This is a genomic window from Citrobacter sp. RHBSTW-01044 (assembly GCF_013781945.1).
GTDB classification, from domain to species: domain Bacteria; phylum Pseudomonadota; class Gammaproteobacteria; order Enterobacterales; family Enterobacteriaceae; genus Citrobacter; species Citrobacter braakii.
The window spans coordinates 373,113-388,833 of sequence record NZ_CP056180.1; the positions used below are offsets into that span (position 1 = coordinate 373,113).

The 15,721-nt window shown below is 53.1% G+C and carries 18 protein-coding genes; 7 read left to right on the top strand and 11 right to left on the bottom strand.

Features of this window, described 5'->3' with window-relative positions; all coding sequences use genetic code 11:
* Nucleotides 1-3 precede the first annotated feature (3 nt).
* The 7 genes from tusB (at nucleotide 4) to bfr (ending at nucleotide 5,747) form a co-directional block, all read left to right on the top strand.
* Nucleotides 4-291 carry a sulfurtransferase complex subunit TusB gene (gene tusB, locus HV352_RS01755; RefSeq protein WP_016157620.1) on the top strand — a complete coding sequence of 96 codons (288 nt, stop codon included), beginning with the start codon at nucleotides 4-6 and terminating at the stop codon, nucleotides 289-291.
* A 125-nt stretch (nucleotides 292-416) separates the two neighbouring features.
* The gene (gene rpsL, locus HV352_RS01760; RefSeq protein ID WP_003023654.1) at nucleotides 417-791 is read left to right on the top strand and encodes a 30S ribosomal protein S12; all 375 of its coding nucleotides are present in this window, start codon (nucleotides 417-419) and stop codon (nucleotides 789-791) included.
* Between the two features lie 95 nt (nucleotides 792-886).
* Entirely contained in the window at nucleotides 887-1,357 is a 471-nt protein-coding gene (gene rpsG / locus HV352_RS01765; RefSeq protein ID WP_016154763.1) for a 30S ribosomal protein S7, read from the top strand.
* A 96-nt stretch (nucleotides 1,358-1,453) separates the two neighbouring features.
* Nucleotides 1,454-3,568 (top strand): elongation factor G, encoded by a 2,115-nt coding sequence (fusA, locus tag HV352_RS01770; protein ID WP_016154762.1) that lies wholly within the window; start codon nucleotides 1,454-1,456, stop codon nucleotides 3,566-3,568.
* Nucleotides 3,569-3,637: 69 nt separating this feature from the next.
* The gene (gene tuf, locus HV352_RS01775) at nucleotides 3,638-4,822 is read left to right on the top strand and encodes an elongation factor Tu (RefSeq protein ID WP_003031109.1); all 1,185 of its coding nucleotides are present in this window, start codon (nucleotides 3,638-3,640) and stop codon (nucleotides 4,820-4,822) included.
* A 185-nt stretch (nucleotides 4,823-5,007) separates the two neighbouring features.
* Nucleotides 5,008-5,202 carry a bacterioferritin-associated ferredoxin gene (bfd, locus tag HV352_RS01780; RefSeq protein WP_003031111.1) on the top strand — a complete coding sequence of 65 codons (195 nt, stop codon included), beginning with the start codon at nucleotides 5,008-5,010 and terminating at the stop codon, nucleotides 5,200-5,202.
* 71 nt (nucleotides 5,203-5,273) lie between these two features.
* Nucleotides 5,274-5,747 carry a bacterioferritin gene (gene bfr / locus HV352_RS01785; RefSeq protein ID WP_016154761.1) on the top strand — a complete coding sequence of 158 codons (474 nt, stop codon included), beginning with the start codon at nucleotides 5,274-5,276 and terminating at the stop codon, nucleotides 5,745-5,747.
* Between the two features lie 37 nt (nucleotides 5,748-5,784).
* Here bfr and HV352_RS01790 read toward each other — a convergent pair whose 3' ends face one another.
* Genes HV352_RS01790 through gspD form a run of 11 tightly spaced genes read right to left on the bottom strand, consistent with a single transcriptional unit; the run spans nucleotide 5,785 to nucleotide 15,704 of the window.
* Nucleotides 5,785-6,564, bottom strand: a complete 780-nt coding sequence (locus HV352_RS01790; protein ID WP_181635154.1) for an A24 family peptidase — start codon at nucleotides 6,562-6,564, stop codon at nucleotides 5,785-5,787.
* Entirely contained in the window at nucleotides 6,561-7,028 is a 468-nt protein-coding gene (locus HV352_RS01795; RefSeq protein WP_047414904.1) for a type II secretion system protein M, read from the bottom strand. The genes HV352_RS01790 and HV352_RS01795 overlap by 4 nt, the downstream gene beginning before the upstream one ends.
* Nucleotides 7,025-8,170 (bottom strand): type II secretion system protein GspL, encoded by a 1,146-nt coding sequence (gene gspL / locus HV352_RS01800; RefSeq protein ID WP_075849204.1) that lies wholly within the window; start codon nucleotides 8,168-8,170, stop codon nucleotides 7,025-7,027. Before gspL ends, HV352_RS01795 begins: the two co-directional genes overlap by 4 nt.
* A 10-nt stretch (nucleotides 8,171-8,180) precedes the next feature.
* On the bottom strand, nucleotides 8,181-9,167 hold the full coding sequence (gene gspK, locus HV352_RS01805) for a type II secretion system minor pseudopilin GspK (protein ID WP_181635155.1): 987 nt from the start codon (nucleotides 9,165-9,167) through the stop codon (nucleotides 8,181-8,183).
* Entirely contained in the window at nucleotides 9,164-9,736 is a 573-nt protein-coding gene (locus HV352_RS01810; RefSeq protein WP_181635156.1) for a type II secretion system protein GspJ, read from the bottom strand. The genes gspK and HV352_RS01810 overlap by 4 nt, the downstream gene beginning before the upstream one ends.
* A complete protein-coding gene (gene gspI / locus HV352_RS01815; RefSeq protein ID WP_029139735.1) occupies nucleotides 9,720-10,106 on the bottom strand; it encodes a type II secretion system minor pseudopilin GspI in 387 nt (128 codons plus the stop codon). Before gspI ends, HV352_RS01810 begins: the two co-directional genes overlap by 17 nt.
* A complete protein-coding gene (gene gspH, locus HV352_RS01820; protein WP_019078172.1) occupies nucleotides 10,103-10,594 on the bottom strand; it encodes a type II secretion system minor pseudopilin GspH in 492 nt (163 codons plus the stop codon). The genes gspI and gspH overlap by 4 nt, the downstream gene beginning before the upstream one ends.
* A 5-nt stretch (nucleotides 10,595-10,599) precedes the next feature.
* Complete coding sequence (gene gspG, locus HV352_RS01825) at nucleotides 10,600-10,992, bottom strand: type II secretion system major pseudopilin GspG (RefSeq protein WP_047358922.1); 393 nt, start codon at nucleotides 10,990-10,992, stop codon at nucleotides 10,600-10,602.
* A 54-nt stretch (nucleotides 10,993-11,046) separates the two neighbouring features.
* Nucleotides 11,047-12,258 (bottom strand): type II secretion system inner membrane protein GspF, encoded by a 1,212-nt coding sequence (gspF, locus tag HV352_RS01830; RefSeq protein ID WP_181635157.1) that lies wholly within the window; start codon nucleotides 12,256-12,258, stop codon nucleotides 11,047-11,049.
* Nucleotides 12,255-13,745, bottom strand: coding sequence for a type II secretion system ATPase GspE (gspE, locus tag HV352_RS01835; RefSeq protein WP_016157611.1), 1,491 nt, complete (start codon nucleotides 13,743-13,745; stop codon nucleotides 12,255-12,257). Before gspE ends, gspF begins: the two co-directional genes overlap by 4 nt.
* A gap of 6 nt (nucleotides 13,746-13,751) precedes the next feature.
* Nucleotides 13,752-15,704 carry a type II secretion system secretin GspD gene (gspD, locus tag HV352_RS01840; protein WP_225622916.1) on the bottom strand — a complete coding sequence of 651 codons (1,953 nt, stop codon included), beginning with the start codon at nucleotides 15,702-15,704 and terminating at the stop codon, nucleotides 13,752-13,754.
* Between the last annotated feature and the right edge of the window lie 17 nt (nucleotides 15,705-15,721).

Genomic DNA, 15,721 nt, shown 5'->3' on the forward strand with positions numbered 1-15,721 from the left:
CTCATGCTGCACACATTACATCGTTCCGCGTGGCTTACCGATTTCTCCTCTCTTCTTCGCCTGATTGATAAAGACGATGAACTTTTATTGCTTCAGGATGGCGTGACCGCGGCAATAGAAGGAAGCCGTTTCCTTGAAAGTCTGCAAAATGCCTCCATTAAGGTCTATGTACTGGAAGAAGACATTAAAGCTCGCGGCTTAGGTGGTCAAATTTCAGACAGTGTCGTCAGGGTTAGCTATACTGACTTCGTCAGACTTACGGTGAAGCATCCCAGCCAGATGTCCTGGTAATTGTGGGATCGTTGTATATTTCTTGACACCTTTTCGACACCGACCTAAAATTCTGCGTCCTCATATTGTATGAGGTCGTTTTATTACGTGTTTACGAAGCGAAAGCTACAACCAGGAGCTATTTAATGGCAACAGTTAACCAGCTGGTACGCAAACCACGCGCACGCAAAGTTGCAAAGAGCAACGTGCCTGCACTGGAAGCATGCCCGCAGAAACGTGGCGTATGTACTCGTGTATATACTACCACTCCTAAAAAACCAAACTCCGCACTGCGTAAAGTATGCCGTGTGCGTTTGACTAACGGTTTTGAAGTGACTTCCTACATCGGTGGTGAAGGTCACAACCTGCAGGAGCACTCCGTGATCCTGATCCGTGGCGGTCGTGTAAAAGACCTCCCGGGTGTTCGTTACCACACCGTTCGCGGTGCGCTTGACTGCTCCGGCGTTAAAGACCGTAAGCAATCACGCTCCAAGTATGGCGTGAAACGTCCTAAGGCTTAATGGTTCTCCGTTAAGTAAGGCCAAACGTTTTATATTAATGTCAAACTAAACTCGTAGAGTTTTGGACAATCCTGAATTAACAACGGAGTATTCCCATGCCACGTCGTCGCGTCATTGGTCAGCGTAAAATTCTGCCGGATCCTAAGTTCGGATCAGAGCTGCTGGCTAAATTTGTAAATATCCTGATGGTAGATGGTAAAAAATCTACTGCAGAAACCATCGTATACAGCGCGCTGGAGACCCTGGCTCAGCGTTCTGGTAAAGATGGCCTGGAAGCTTTTGAAGTAGCCCTTGAAAACGTGCGTCCGACTGTCGAAGTTAAGTCTCGCCGCGTTGGTGGTTCTACTTATCAGGTTCCAGTTGAAGTCCGTCCGGTTCGCCGTAATGCCCTGGCAATGCGTTGGATCGTTGAAGCTGCTCGTAAACGCGGTGATAAATCCATGGCTCTGCGCCTGGCGAACGAACTTTCTGATGCTGCAGAAAACAAAGGTACTGCAGTTAAGAAACGTGAAGACGTTCACCGTATGGCAGAAGCCAACAAGGCGTTCGCACACTACCGTTGGTAATCCCTTCGGAGTTTTAGTCACCAGGCGGGCGCTTCTAGTAAGCAGCCCGCTTTGGGCTACTTAAATTGAACGCCTAAAAGATAAACGAGGAATCAAATGGCTCGTACAACACCCATCGCGCGCTACCGTAACATCGGTATCAGTGCGCACATCGACGCCGGTAAAACCACTACTACCGAACGTATTCTGTTCTACACCGGTGTAAACCATAAAATCGGTGAAGTTCATGACGGCGCAGCCACCATGGACTGGATGGAACAGGAGCAGGAGCGTGGTATTACTATCACCTCCGCAGCGACTACTGCATTCTGGTCTGGTATGGCTAAGCAGTATGAACCGCATCGCGTAAACATCATCGACACCCCGGGGCACGTTGACTTCACTATCGAAGTAGAACGTTCCATGCGTGTGCTTGATGGTGCAGTAATGGTTTACTGCGCAGTTGGTGGTGTTCAGCCTCAGTCTGAAACCGTATGGCGTCAGGCAAACAAATATAAAGTTCCACGCATTGCGTTCGTTAACAAAATGGACCGTATGGGTGCGAACTTCCTGAAAGTTGTTGGTCAGATCAAAACCCGTCTGGGCGCGAACCCTGTTCCGCTGCAGTTGGCGATTGGCGCTGAAGAAGCGTTCACCGGTGTTGTTGACCTGGTGAAAATGAAAGCCATCAACTGGAACGAAGAAGATGCAGGCGTAACCTTCACTTATGAAGATATCCCGGCTGACATGCAGGAACTGGCTGAAGAATGGCACCAGAACCTGATCGAGTCCGCTGCGGAAGCTTCAGAAGAGCTGATGGAGAAATACCTGGGTGGTGAAGAACTGACTGAAGAAGAGATCAAAAAAGCTCTGCGTCAGCGCGTTCTGAACAACGAAATCATCCTGGTAACCTGTGGTTCTGCGTTCAAGAACAAAGGTGTTCAGGCGATGCTGGATGCGGTAATTGATTACCTGCCATCCCCAGTCGACGTACCTGCGATCAACGGTATTCTGGACGACGGTAAAGATACTCCGGCTGAGCGTCATGCTAGCGATGAAGAGCCGTTTGCTGCTCTGGCATTCAAAATCGCTACCGACCCGTTCGTGGGTAACCTGACCTTCTTCCGCGTGTACTCTGGTGTGGTTAACTCCGGTGACACCATCCTGAACTCAGTGAAAACTGCACGCGAGCGTTTTGGCCGTATCGTACAGATGCACGCTAACAAACGTGAAGAGATCAAAGAAGTTCGCGCGGGCGATATCGCTGCTGCTATCGGTCTGAAAGACGTGACCACTGGTGACACTCTGTGTGACCCGGATCACCCGATCATTCTGGAGCGTATGGAATTCCCTGAGCCGGTAATCTCCATCGCGGTAGAACCGAAAACCAAAGCTGACCAGGAAAAAATGGGTCTGGCTCTGGGCCGTCTGGCTAAAGAAGACCCGTCATTCCGCGTTTGGACTGACGAAGAATCTAACCAGACCATTATCGCCGGTATGGGTGAGCTGCACCTCGACATCATCGTTGACCGTATGAAGCGTGAATTCAACGTTGAAGCGAACGTCGGTAAACCTCAGGTTGCTTACCGTGAAGCGATTCGCGCGAAAGTTACCGATATCGAAGGTAAACACGCTAAGCAGTCTGGTGGTCGCGGTCAGTACGGTCATGTTGTTATCGACATGTACCCGCTGGAGCCGGGTTCAAACCCGAAAGGCTACGAGTTCATCAACGACATCAAAGGTGGTGTAATTCCTGGCGAATACATCCCGGCCGTTGATAAAGGCATCCAGGAACAGCTGAAATCTGGCCCGCTGGCTGGTTACCCGGTTGTTGATCTGGGCGTGCGTCTGCACTTCGGTTCTTACCATGACGTTGACTCCTCTGAGCTGGCGTTTAAACTGGCCGCTTCTATCGCCTTCAAAGATGGCTTTAAGAAAGCGAAACCAGTTCTGCTTGAGCCTATCATGAAGGTTGAAGTAGAGACTCCGGAAGAGAACACCGGTGACGTAATCGGTGACTTGAGCCGCCGTCGTGGTATGCTTCGTGGTCAGGAATCCAACGTCACTGGCGTTGTTATCCATGCTGAAGTTCCGCTGTCTGAAATGTTCGGATATGCAACCCAGCTGCGTTCTCTGACCAAAGGCCGTGCTTCTTACTCCATGGAGTTCCTGAAGTACGACGATGCGCCGAACAACGTTGCTCAGGCCGTTATTGAAGCCCGTGGTAAATAAACCACAGGATTAAAACCTAAGTCCCGTGCTCTCTCCCCAGGGGAGAGCACTATAGTAAGGAATATAGCCGTGTCTAAAGAAAAATTTGAACGTACAAAACCGCACGTTAACGTCGGCACCATCGGCCACGTTGACCACGGTAAAACTACCCTGACCGCTGCAATCACCACCGTACTGGCTAAAACCTACGGCGGTGCTGCTCGTGCATTCGACCAGATCGATAACGCGCCGGAAGAAAAAGCTCGTGGTATCACCATCAACACTTCTCACGTTGAATATGACACCCCGACTCGCCACTACGCACACGTAGACTGCCCGGGCCACGCCGACTATGTTAAAAACATGATCACCGGTGCTGCGCAGATGGACGGCGCGATCCTGGTTGTTGCTGCGACTGACGGCCCGATGCCGCAGACTCGTGAGCACATCCTGCTGGGTCGTCAGGTAGGCGTTCCGTACATCATCGTGTTCCTGAACAAATGCGACATGGTTGATGACGAAGAGCTGCTGGAACTGGTAGAAATGGAAGTTCGTGAACTTCTGTCTCAGTACGATTTCCCGGGCGACGACACTCCAATCGTTCGTGGTTCTGCTCTGAAAGCGCTGGAAGGCGAAGCAGAGTGGGAAGCGAAAATCATCGAACTGGCTGGCTTCCTGGATTCTTACATCCCGGAACCAGAGCGTGCGATTGACAAGCCGTTCCTGCTGCCTATCGAAGACGTATTCTCCATCTCCGGTCGTGGTACCGTTGTTACCGGTCGTGTAGAGCGCGGTATCATCAAAGTTGGTGAAGAAGTTGAAATCGTTGGTATCAAAGAGACTGCTAAGTCTACCTGTACTGGCGTTGAAATGTTCCGCAAACTGCTGGACGAAGGCCGTGCTGGTGAGAACGTTGGTGTTCTGCTGCGTGGTATCAAACGTGAAGAAATCGAACGTGGTCAGGTACTGGCTAAGCCGGGCTCTATCAAGCCGCACACCAAGTTCGAATCTGAAGTGTACATTCTGTCCAAAGACGAAGGCGGCCGTCATACTCCGTTCTTCAAAGGCTACCGTCCGCAGTTCTACTTCCGTACTACTGACGTGACTGGTACCATCGAACTGCCGGAAGGCGTTGAGATGGTAATGCCGGGCGACAACATCAAAATGGTTGTTACCCTGATCCACCCAATCGCGATGGACGACGGTCTGCGTTTCGCAATCCGTGAAGGCGGCCGTACTGTTGGTGCGGGCGTTGTTGCTAAAGTAATGAGCTAATTATTGATTAATTAGCTTTGAGCTTAAAAAGGGCGCTTCGGCGCCCTTTTTGCTGTCCGCGATTTAGCAGTTGTCATATTTATTCGCATTTTTCATTCATTCTCCCGCTGCGTAAATAGCGTTGTGCTATTGTAATCATAACTATTCTCATTTACACTTTGCGCAGAAATTGAACGGGAGCGATCATGTACGTTTGTTTGTGTAATGCGATAAGTGATAAAAAAATACGTCAGGCTGTTCGCCAGTTTCATCCTCAGTCCTTTCAGCAATTGCGTAAATTTATTCCTGTTGGAAATCAATGTGGTAAGTGCATTCGTGCTGCCCGCGAAGTCATGCAGGATGAATTAACGCAAATGCCAGAATTTAAAGAGATCGCCTAAGTCACACTCTTTTTTTTGACATCCCTGTAGCCCCATCTACGCTCTAAGAGTGGAAGCGGAGGGACTATAAAATGAAAGGTGATGTTAAAATCATAAATTATCTCAATAAACTATTGGGAAATGAGCTTGTCGCAATCAACCAGTATTTTCTCCATGCTCGTATGTTCAAAAACTGGGGACTGACTCGCCTCAATGATGTTGAGTACCATGAATCTATCGATGAGATGAAACACGCTGATAAATATATCGAGCGTATTTTATTCTTAGAAGGGCTCCCAAACTTACAGGATCTTGGTAAGTTGGGTATAGGCGAAGATGTTGAAGAGATGCTGCAATCCGATCTTCGACTCGAACTCGATGGAGCTAAAGATTTACGTGAAGCCATTGCCTATGCCGACAGCGTCCATGACTACGTTAGCCGGGATATGATGATCGAAATCCTTGCTGATGAAGAAGGTCACATTGACTGGCTGGAAACGGAACTGGATCTGCTCCAGAAGATGGGACTCCAGAACTATCTTCAGGCACAGATTCGCGAAGCGTAGACGCAAACTTTGCAGAGCGGCAGGCCTGCCGCTCCTTTCAGTACCCGATAACACCTGAGCTTTGCGCGCTGAAAATCAACCAGCCTGCCAGTCCAAGCCACGGACCGAACGCGATAAGCGGTATCGACGTCCTTCGGGTAAGGCGTAGGATCAGCCACCAGACAATGCCCAGCAATGATGCAGCGAGTAAAATGGGCGGTAGCGCTGGCCATCCACACCAGGCACCCATCGCCGCCAGTAGCTTAGCGTCACCCAGGCCGATGCCCTCTTTTCCCGCGAGTATTTTGCATCCCCACCAGACCAGCCATAGCGTCAGATAGCCAGCGACAGCGCCGTACAGCGCGTCGGGTAACATCTCTCTGTCGTAAACGCTGTGATATAGCAGACCGAGCCAGAGCAGCGGCTGCGTCAGCACATCCGGCAGCAGGTACGTCCGGAGATCAATTTGCGCCAGCGCGAAAATAAACCAGAACAGCGTCATGATGGCAATCGCATCTGATATTGAAGAGACAAACGCGGCGCTAAGCGCAAAAACACAAGAACACGCCAGTTCAGTCAGTGGGTAACGCCATGAAATGGGCTGAGCGCAGGCCTGGCAACACCCCCGCTGCCACAGCCAACTGAATAGTGGAATAGTGTTACGCACCGATAGCCTGTGCTGGCAGTGCGGACAGTGCGACGGAGGCCAGGCGATATTCCATGTTTCGCTGTGCCGATGCTCAATCATGATCGGCAGTCGATAAACCACTACATTCATAAAGCTGCCGACTATCAGCCCGACAAGCGCCATTGCTGCAATGTTAATGAGTTCCGTCATTTTCCCACCGGATAGAGTTCAAGGGCTTCCACCGCAATCTCCCCGGCGACCGGGCGGGCGCTAAACGTGAGTTGCGAAACCTGTATTCCCTCATTTTGTAGGGCATTAAGCCACGCAAATAATGGTTCGGTTTTAACAACGGGAAGCGAGATCGCAAAATGATCGGGAGTGGATGTCACAACGCTGATATTCAGACCTGCCTGCTGCGCGCTATGTTGTATCAGTGCCGGATCGGTCTTTGTGCCCGGTCTACTGGCAACTAATCCGCGACGCTGAATCGCCTCATTTACCCAATGGATCTCACTCCTGAGACGATCATTTTCCTGCCTCTGCTGTGCAATAGCGTTATCCAGGGGCTGAACCACGCCGTACCAGAATCCCGCCAGCAGACAGAAAATGGCGAGGAATATCAGACTGCGTTGCTCTCTGCCGTTTTTTTCGCTCCACCAGCTATTCATATTCATTTGCGCTCCTTCAGGGTCAGCCGGACGCTATCTGTCGTCCCTTCTGGCGGTTGAGTCAGGATAAATTCGTCGTTTGTCTGCACCATAAAGCGGCGAAGATGTTCCGGATCGCGAACGTTGAGCGTCAAGGTAAAAAGGCGTTGTTCGAGCCGGTAGCTGACCTCGCGGATGGTAAGCCCCGGCAATGTGCTTAATCGGGCCTGAAGCTGAGTCAGTAACGTCAGCACATCCGGATAGCGATCCCTCGCGGACGATTCGAAGAAATATTTAAAATTGCTGTTGCGGTTATCACCTGGGAAATAGCGGTTCCACAGGGTGGCACCTTCCGCTGAGAGCGCCTGTTTCTGTTGATGAAGCTGCCAGAGCATCACCCCTTTCAGCCCTGAGAAGAGCGCTATCGCCAGGGCAAATGTTGCTATGGCGGCATATTTCAGCAGACGCGGGGTCGGTTGTGTCGGGGGCAAAGGGCGGAAGCTGCCGTGTAATACGTTAATGTCCTGAATATTATCGCCATTGCAGGCGCACGCCAGCGGCGGCTGCCAGTCAAGGTATTCGACATAAGCGTGAGGCACAGGAAGCGGGCTGGCGCTGATGATTTTTTGCTCTGTATGGCTGGCGAGTAAATGCGTGAGCAGTGCTTCACTCAGCACGCCTGTTTTCCACGCGTCGTAACGGATTAACCATCGCTCATCTTGTTTTAGCAGACTCCAGCTATCCGTGACATACGGCAGCCAGAAACCATCCGGAACGATATACGTCAACGTCACGCCAGCTGTGCGGAAAGTCGTCAATAGCTCGTTCAGCGTGGTCCTGGCGATCCCGGCGAGATGGAGCGTGTTTTCTTCTCTGGCGAGAACCGTCCAGTGCAGGCTATCTGTATCACCGACAACGGCGTCCTCCACCAGCCAGCCCAGCGTTTGTTCACTGATTTTGTAGTTTTCCGTCGGTAATTCGACGCGACGAAAACAGAAATAATCAGGTGACAGGAACAGGCAGGCGTTACCGGCATCCGGCAGGTCGGCCAGCGCGTTTGGCTGGAGGTAATCCGCCTGTTCAACAATAACCGGAAGTTGTGCCTCGTTGGGGCAGCACCATTCCAGTTTTCCCGGCAGCGGACGTAGCAGTAATGTGTCTGGCGTCATTTAGTTCCCTTTAATGGTCGCGCGCCACGCTTTTGCGGGCTGTAATAAACAGAGCCTTTCTTTTGGGATCGTATTCCAGCTGGCTGATGGTGCTCCCGGCGCTATCGCCCTGTTCGATAGTCGTTTCAAGGCGGAAGTAACGACTGGTCGCCACCGCAATGCTTTTGAATGTGGACTGCGACAGCTTATGAGCTGGATTATCCTTATCGAATGTCTTTAACAGCGTCTCAATGCTGATTTTGCGTCCTTTGCGCGGGGTATCAAAAAAGCGCTCAATCTCGCGTGGCGGGACAGCATTACTGAGCATCGCCGCAATCAGCGGTGCATCCCGGCGCGTCAGGGTGTTGATGTTGATTTTTAGCTCATCATCAGGCAGCGCGCAGAGTAGCGGGGAGATTTGCTGGTAAAGAGAAAGCGTCATCCCTTTGATTTGTTTGAGCTCACTGATTGAACAGATACGTCGTCCGCCAATGGTGTGGGGGTCGTTACTTGTCTGGTAATACTCATTTTCGGCACCGGAGGCGCGTGGAATATCGTCGTTATCGACGTAGTCGGCGATAGCGTCAACCAGCGCCTCAGCCTGGGCATTGGTGACGCCAACATTGTCCAGCAGTGCCAAAAAGACGCTCACGCTGGCGGGCGGCTCTTTCATTCGATCGGTCGGGACGTTAATCAGCGCATTAATGTTGTAACAGGCCTGCTCGTCAGATAGCTGCCAGCTAACAACATCGCCGCTGGCGAGCTGAATACGCTGCGGCTGCGCCCAGAGCTGCTCGTGAGTGAGGTATTTCTCATTATCCCGCAGATCCTGTTCAAGAATGCGCATGGCCTGGCTTTCAGCCAGCTCTGCCAGCCAGTTTTGCTGTAGCCGCATCCGGGTGTAGCTGGTGCGTTTGAGGTTGATCTGGTAGCGCACGGTCATTTCGCTGGCCAGCGCTGCCATAATCGCCAGGATCATCAGTACTACCAGCAGCGCCACGCCCTTTTGCCGGGTCATTGCTGTTCTCCTGGCTGGCGGTTCTCTGGCAACAGCGTCAGACGAGTTATCGTGCCGGAATCAGCAAGTTTAAGAGTGACTTCCATCGCGCCAGGAGATGGGGTTGTCGCCGTGTCCATCCACGCTTTCTCTTTACTGTTGTAATAACGCAACGTGAAGGCGTTCACACCATTGAGCATCGGCTGAGTGATGGCCGCGGTTGCATCTTCCGGGTAGCGCCAGAGCGTGCGGTATAAAGTATGATCCTGCAGATACCACTGAACTCGCTGGATATCGGGCGCGCAGCAGGCGCCAGGATAACTGTTACTGCTGGCTGTCGTCAGCATCAGCGTCTCTTTTTCGCCCTGCAATTGGGTTACTGGCACCCGCTGTCGGATATCTTTATCCAGCAAATTGACGGTACGCACGATGGCGGAAAAACGCTGCTGATGCTTTTTGGTCTGTTCGTTACTGTCAATTGTTGTCGTCAGCATCTGCGCCGTCAGCAGGCTGAGCATGGCGAACAGGGCAATAGCCAGTAAAACTTCCAGCAGGTTAAAGCCGTGCTGTTTCTCAGGGCCGGGAGACATTTTGCGGTCCTCCTTGTGGCGAGGGAATAAAGCGCTGCAGGCGGATCTTCTGCTTGTCCTCAAGGGCGACGTCAACTGTCCAGGTGCTGAGGCCAGAAGCATCGGCGGGTGAGACTGTTAACAACCAGTCCCAGCGGCGTTTACCCATAATGCTGCTGCCTGTCGCTGTTTTAGCGGGGCTCTGCCCGGCCAGTTGATAGGTTTTGAGCACATTATCCGCTACCCAACCGGCAAGCACCTGTTCTTCCATTTTTGCGGTGGCACTAACCTGACCGTGCAGGCTGTTGAGTAGCGCGAGAGAGCAGGTGGCGAAAATGAATATCGCCAGTAGCACTTCCAGAAGCGTCATTCCTGATTGCCTTTGGCTCATCGGCTTTCGCCTCGGGTGAGCACCAGCGGCAGCCCGCCGGTACTGGCGAGCGTGAACAGCAGCGTATTATTTTTACGGCTGCGGATGTGTAGCGTAAACGGCGTAATTTCACCGTCCGGGTGAATCAGAATTTGCGGCGTGCCGACGGATTGCCTGGCGAGCGACGCCGGGAACAGAGCCACCTGCCAGTCACTTTCCCACTTGCCCTCGGTCGCCAGGCGATAGAACTGGGTTGGCGTCTGCCAGCGATCGCCAATCGGTGTGACGATGCGCCAGCCTTGTTCGCGGATCTCAATACCGGTACTGCGGTCCTCCATGGTTGACCAGTCAGCGGCATATTCAGTCAGCGCCGCCAGCTGTTCGGCTGCAGTAATAGCTTTCGCGGTATCATTTTGTCGCCCGTAGGTCATCATCACCAGCGAGGCGCCAAGCGCGATAATCGTTATCACCAGAATGACCTCCAGTAGCGTGAATCCCTTCTGCCTCATTCCGATTATTTCGCTTTACCCAGTTCCCAGTTAGTAATGTCGTCAGCGGTGCCGGGTTCACCGTCCTGACCTGCGGAGAGAATATCGTAATCGCCGTGTTCGCCAGGGCTTACCAGCAGATACTCATTACCCCAGGGATCCTGTGGCAGACGCTTGATATAGCCCTTCGCGTTGTAATTTTCCGGGATTGGGCTGGCGGTCGGTTTTTCGACCAGCGCCTTTAGCCCCTGCGCCGTCAGCGGATAGCGATAGTTATCCAGTTTGTACATATCTAGCGCATTCTCCAGCGCCACGATGTCGCTGACGGCTTTCTGGTGATCGGCTTTGTCTTTATTGCCCATTAAACTGGGGACGACCAGGCTTGCGAGGATGCCCAAAATAACCAGCACCACCATCATCTCCAGCAGCGTAAATCCTCGCTGCTTATGTGTATCACTATTCACGTTTTATCCTTAACTTACCAATGAGTTGAGTTGCAAAATGGGTTGCAGAACCGAGACGATGATGAACAGCACAATCATCGCCATCGTAATAATCAGCGCGGGTTCAAACAGCGCCAGCGTCAGCGCAATGCGGTTTTGTAGCAGTGTTTCCTGCTGGTCGGCGGCGCGCGCCATTAGCTCGCTGAGCTGGCCGCTTTTTTCCCCGGAGGCAATCATGTAGAGCATCATCGGCGGGAAGATATCGCATTTTTCCAGAGCGAGATGAAAGCCTGAGCCCTGGCGCACGCGCTCCGCGGCCTGACCCAGCCGCTGACTGATTTCTCGGTTACCGATGCCTTCGGTTGCCAGCGTCATCCCTTCCAGCAGCGGAACGCCGCTGATATTAAGAATGCTCAGGGTGCGCAAATAACGGGCGCAGTGGATAGCGCGCAGCAGGGCGCGACTGAGTTTGAAATCAAGAAGCCAGCGGTCAAGCAGATGCCGTTTGCCGGGGCGGGTGAGCCAGTGGCGAAACAGGAAAAAGGCAATCAGCAGCAATGCGATTACCCACAATCCGTAGTGGCGCATGGCACCACTGATTGCCAGCAACACGCGCGTGGACATCGGCAGCGCTTCTTTCATATGCAGAAACTGCTCCACGATTTTGGGCACTACTGTGGTGAGCAGGATAGCGACGACGGCGATCGCCACGCTGGTCAGCAGAGAAGGATAAATCAGTGACTGGATGAGTTTACTGCGTGTTGCCTGGCGTAACTCATTGTAGTCAGCCAGCTTTTCCAGCACACAGCCGAGCTGTCCGCTTTTTTCACCGGCTTTCACCAGCGTGCGGTAAACGGAATCGAAGATCCGCGGCCAGGCGGCCAGCGATTCGGAAAGCGTATGTCCGGCGAGGATCCGTTCGCGCAGGTCGTGTAGCACCAGCCCCAGTTTATTATTTTTGTTCTGCCGGCCAATAACGAACAGCGCCTCTTCAAGCGGTAGTGAAGCGTTGGCCAGTGTGGCGAGCTGGCGGGTGAACAGCGCCAGTTCACTGCCGCTAAGCCGTAAACGAGGCGTTTTTTTTATCGTCCGGAACAGCGAAATGACCTTTTTCTCATTTAACACCAGCGGGTGCAGACCCTGGGCGCGCAGCGCCTCGCGCGCCTCTTTGCTGCTGGCGGCATCCAGCGTTCCATGGTGAGTCGTGCCGCTGTCATCCATTGCCTGCCACTGATATTTCATCGTGTATCCTCTTGGGCAGAGGTGACGCGCATGACTTCCTCAAGCGTGGTTTCGCCTGCCAGCACGCGCAGCAGGCCGTTCTCCCGCAGGCTCCGGCTTTGCTGGCGCAGGCACTGCTCCAGGGCGTGTTCATCGGCGTCGCGATGGATGATGCTGCGCATAGTTTTATCCACCAGCATAATTTCATGAATCGCCAGTCGCCCCTGGTAGCCAGTTCCCCGACATTCGCCGCATCCGCAAGCCTGCCAGATTGTCTGAGCGGTGGGATCGAGCGCGTGCAGGGGGGATTTCTGAGAGTCAGGAATGGGAGCATGCGCGCGGCAGGCCGGACAGAGGCGACGCACCAGGCGTTGGGCGATAACGCCGCTTAGCGATGATGAGAGCAGGAACGGTTCGACACCCATATCCCGTAATCGGGTAATTGCACCGCAGGCGCTGTTAGTGTGCAGGGTGGAAAGCACCAGGTGTCCGGTGAGCGATGCCTGAACCGCTATCTGCGCGGTTTCGGCGTCACGAATTTCGCCGACCATGACGATGTCCGGATCCTGGCGCAGGATGGCGCGCAGTCCCCTGGCGAAAGACATATCCACCCGGCTGTTTACCTGGGTTTGTCCGACGCCTTCCAGCTCGTACTCGATGGGATCTTCGACGGTCAGGATATTACGCTGGGGGGAATTCAGCTCGGCGAGAATCGCATACAGCGTGGTGCTTTTTCCCGACCCCGTCGGGCCGGTGACGAGAATGATGCCGTGCGGCTGCTGTACTAAACCCTTCAGCCGCAGGCTATCCACCGCCGATAGCCCCATATTCTCCAGCGTCAGGCGCAGACTGTTTTTATCCAGCAGACGCAATACAGCTCTTTCGCCGTACTGCGAGGGCAACGTCGAAACGCGGACGTCAATATTTTTGCGTCCGAGGCGCAGGGAAATACGCCCATCCTGCGGCAGTCGTTTTTCGGCAATATCCAGTCGCGCCATGACTTTGATACGCGAAATCAGCAGCGGCGCCAGTTTTTTAGCGGGCTGAAGGACTGGCTTAAGGACGCCGTCGATACGAAAACGCACCACCAGAGATTTTTCGAAGGTTTCGATATGCACATCCGACGCGCCTTCCCTCACGGCTTCATGAAGGACCGCGTTGATCAGGCGGATAACCGGTGCGTCGTTTTCATCACTGAGCAGATCGGCGTTGTCGGGTAACTCCTCGCTCAGCGCCGTCAGGTCGATCTCCTGATCGATATCCTGGGCAATCTGCCGGGACTCTCCGGCGCCGTGCTGGAAAAGTTGCTCCAGGTGGTCGTCAAATTGCGCTGGCGTCAGGCGGCTGAAGCGCTGACAGGCAACGCTGGCCTCAAGCACGTTTTCCAGCGGCGTGTCGGTGCGGTAGAACAATTCATCCACCGCGACCGCGATACCAAATTTTTGCCCCTGTGCGTAATTAAGCGGCAGAGGATGCTGGGGAGGAATGCGCGTCCATAAGTCAGTCATGTTGGATCATTCCCGGAAGGGATTGCGCGATGGCTGGTCGTTGGGCGCGTCGGTCGGCACATCGAAATTCAGCTCTTTAAGCATCGGGCGTTCTTCGTCCTTCACGCCGACCAATCCACTGGATTGCTTATCAATACGCTGCTGCTGTAAATCACGAAATCGGGTGTACTTATCCTTTGAGAGCGAACGATAAACCTCGTCGTCGCGAATAATGGTCGGCCTGATAAAGACCATTAAATTACGCTTCGCATTTTCCGTTGAGGTGTAGCGGAATAGCTGTCCGAGAACAGGGATATCGCCCAGCAGCGGTACTTTGGAAACCTGCTCTTTGCTTGAATCATCCAGCAGGCCACCCAGCACCACGGTTTCGCCACTTTTGACCAGCACGGCATTCTGGATAGTACGGGTGTTGAACGTCGGACCGAGATCGCTGGCGTTACCGGAGGCGGTATCGACGCTCGACACCTCCTGCTCGATCTCCATCAGCACCGCGTCGCCTTCGTTGATTTGCGGTGTGACCTTCAGTTTGGTGCCGACGGTTTTACGTTCGACCGTATTAAAGACGTTGTCGCCGGAGGTCGTTTGCGAGCCGGAAAGCACCGGCACATCCTGGCCGACATTAAACGATGCTTCTTTGTTATCCAGCGTCACAATGCTGGGGGTGGCGAGGATATCGTTTTTGTTGTCGGAGGAGATCGCGGTGAGCAGGACGCTCCAGTCCCCCTCAAAGAAGCCCGTCGCCAGGCCGTTAAAACTGCTTAACGCGCTGGCAATAGGGTTGTCACTGGTCATCGAACCGTTTTTATCAAACTGGCGCGCGCCTCTTGAGGCGTCGAAAATCGGCAGCCCCGTTTTAGTAAACTGCTGACCGCCGACGTTGCTGTTGGCCCATTGCACGCCAAGATTCAGGCCGTTGCCATCCTGGACTTCCACAATGATGGCTTCAACCAGTACCTGTGCGCGGCGAATATCCAGACGAGCGATGACTTTTTCCAGCTCCTGCATGGTGCTCTGGTCTGCGGTAATGACCACCGAGTTGGTTTGTTCATCGGCGTTAATCGAGACATCCCGGGAAGGGGTAGCCACGCTCTGCGAAGACGACTGCTTGTCTTCCGTCAGTTTGGTTGACACGCCGGTCAGCACTTCAACGATTTTAGTGGCTTTGGCGTATTTCAGATAGAACACGCGGGTATTGCCCTGCGTGGTCTGTTCGATATCCAGTTTAGCGATTAAAGATTTCATCCGCTGGCGCACATTGTCCGGCCCGCTGATAAGAAGGGCGTTGGTGCGCTTGTCGGCGACAATTTTAGGCAGCAGGATCTGCGTTGGGTTTTCCTTTGACTCTTCGCGAATCAGGCTGTTAATTACGTCAGATAAATCAACTGCCGAGGCGTAGCGCAGTTTGATAAGCTCACGTTCCTGAGTACCGATAACATCGACCCGCTTCACAACCTCAAGGATGCGATTGACTATATTGGCTTTACCGGTGATCAACAGCGCATTAGATGGATCATAGTGTACGACGTTGCCGATGCCGCCGCTGTCCATCATCTGGCGTAATAGCGGAGCCAGATCGCGTACCGGGACATTTTTCAGCGCCACAACGCGGGTGATAAATTCATCGCCGACCGCCGGTTGCGACTGTGCCAATACTTTTCCCGGCGCGGTCTTAAGCGTTGCGGAGCGAACAACCTTCAGCAGGCCGTTATCCAGGGTGATAACCGAGTAGCCGTAGATATCGAGAACGCTGAGAAAAAACTGGTAGTATTCCTCCTCGTTGAAACTGTCAAAGCTGCGAACGGAGATTTTTCCCTGGACGGACGGATCGATCAGAATGGTTTTGCCCATTTGCTTACTGACCGAGGTAATAAACTCCCGGAGATCCGCATCCTGGAAGTTTGCCGAATATTGCGCTGACATGGTTTGAAATGGAAAGGAGCAAAACTGTAGCGCCAGTATCCATGCAGCCGTTTTTT

What these genes read in the sequence shown, in the direction of transcription:
- tusB (WP_016157620.1), top strand. Translation starts at nt 4, where the DNA reads ATGCTGCACACATTACATCGTTCCGCGTGGCTTACCGATTTCTCCTCT.
- rpsL (WP_003023654.1), top strand. Translation starts at nt 417, where the DNA reads ATGGCAACAGTTAACCAGCTGGTACGCAAACCACGCGCACGCAAAGTT.
- rpsG (WP_016154763.1), top strand. Translation starts at nt 887, where the DNA reads ATGCCACGTCGTCGCGTCATTGGTCAGCGTAAAATTCTGCCGGATCCT.
- fusA (WP_016154762.1), top strand. Translation starts at nt 1,454, where the DNA reads ATGGCTCGTACAACACCCATCGCGCGCTACCGTAACATCGGTATCAGT.
- bfd (WP_003031111.1), top strand. Translation starts at nt 5,008, where the DNA reads ATGTACGTTTGTTTGTGTAATGCGATAAGTGATAAAAAAATACGTCAG.
- bfr (WP_016154761.1), top strand. Translation starts at nt 5,274, where the DNA reads ATGAAAGGTGATGTTAAAATCATAAATTATCTCAATAAACTATTGGGA.
- HV352_RS01790 (WP_181635154.1), bottom strand. Translation starts at nt 6,564, where the DNA reads ATGACGGAACTCATTAACATTGCAGCAATGGCGCTTGTCGGGCTGATA.
- HV352_RS01795 (WP_047414904.1), bottom strand. Translation starts at nt 7,028, where the DNA reads ATGAATATGAATAGCTGGTGGAGCGAAAAAAACGGCAGAGAGCAACGC.
- gspL (WP_075849204.1), bottom strand. Translation starts at nt 8,170, where the DNA reads ATGACGCCAGACACATTACTGCTACGTCCGCTGCCGGGAAAACTGGAA.
- gspK (WP_181635155.1), bottom strand. Translation starts at nt 9,167, where the DNA reads ATGACCCGGCAAAAGGGCGTGGCGCTGCTGGTAGTACTGATGATCCTG.
- HV352_RS01810 (WP_181635156.1), bottom strand. Translation starts at nt 9,736, where the DNA reads ATGTCTCCCGGCCCTGAGAAACAGCACGGCTTTAACCTGCTGGAAGTT.
- gspI (WP_029139735.1), bottom strand. Translation starts at nt 10,106, where the DNA reads ATGAGCCAAAGGCAATCAGGAATGACGCTTCTGGAAGTGCTACTGGCG.
- gspH (WP_019078172.1), bottom strand. Translation starts at nt 10,594, where the DNA reads ATGAGGCAGAAGGGATTCACGCTACTGGAGGTCATTCTGGTGATAACG.
- gspG (WP_047358922.1), bottom strand. Translation starts at nt 10,992, where the DNA reads ATGATGGTGGTGCTGGTTATTTTGGGCATCCTCGCAAGCCTGGTCGTC.
- gspF (WP_181635157.1), bottom strand. Translation starts at nt 12,258, where the DNA reads ATGAAATATCAGTGGCAGGCAATGGATGACAGCGGCACGACTCACCAT.
- gspE (WP_016157611.1), bottom strand. Translation starts at nt 13,745, where the DNA reads ATGACTGACTTATGGACGCGCATTCCTCCCCAGCATCCTCTGCCGCTT.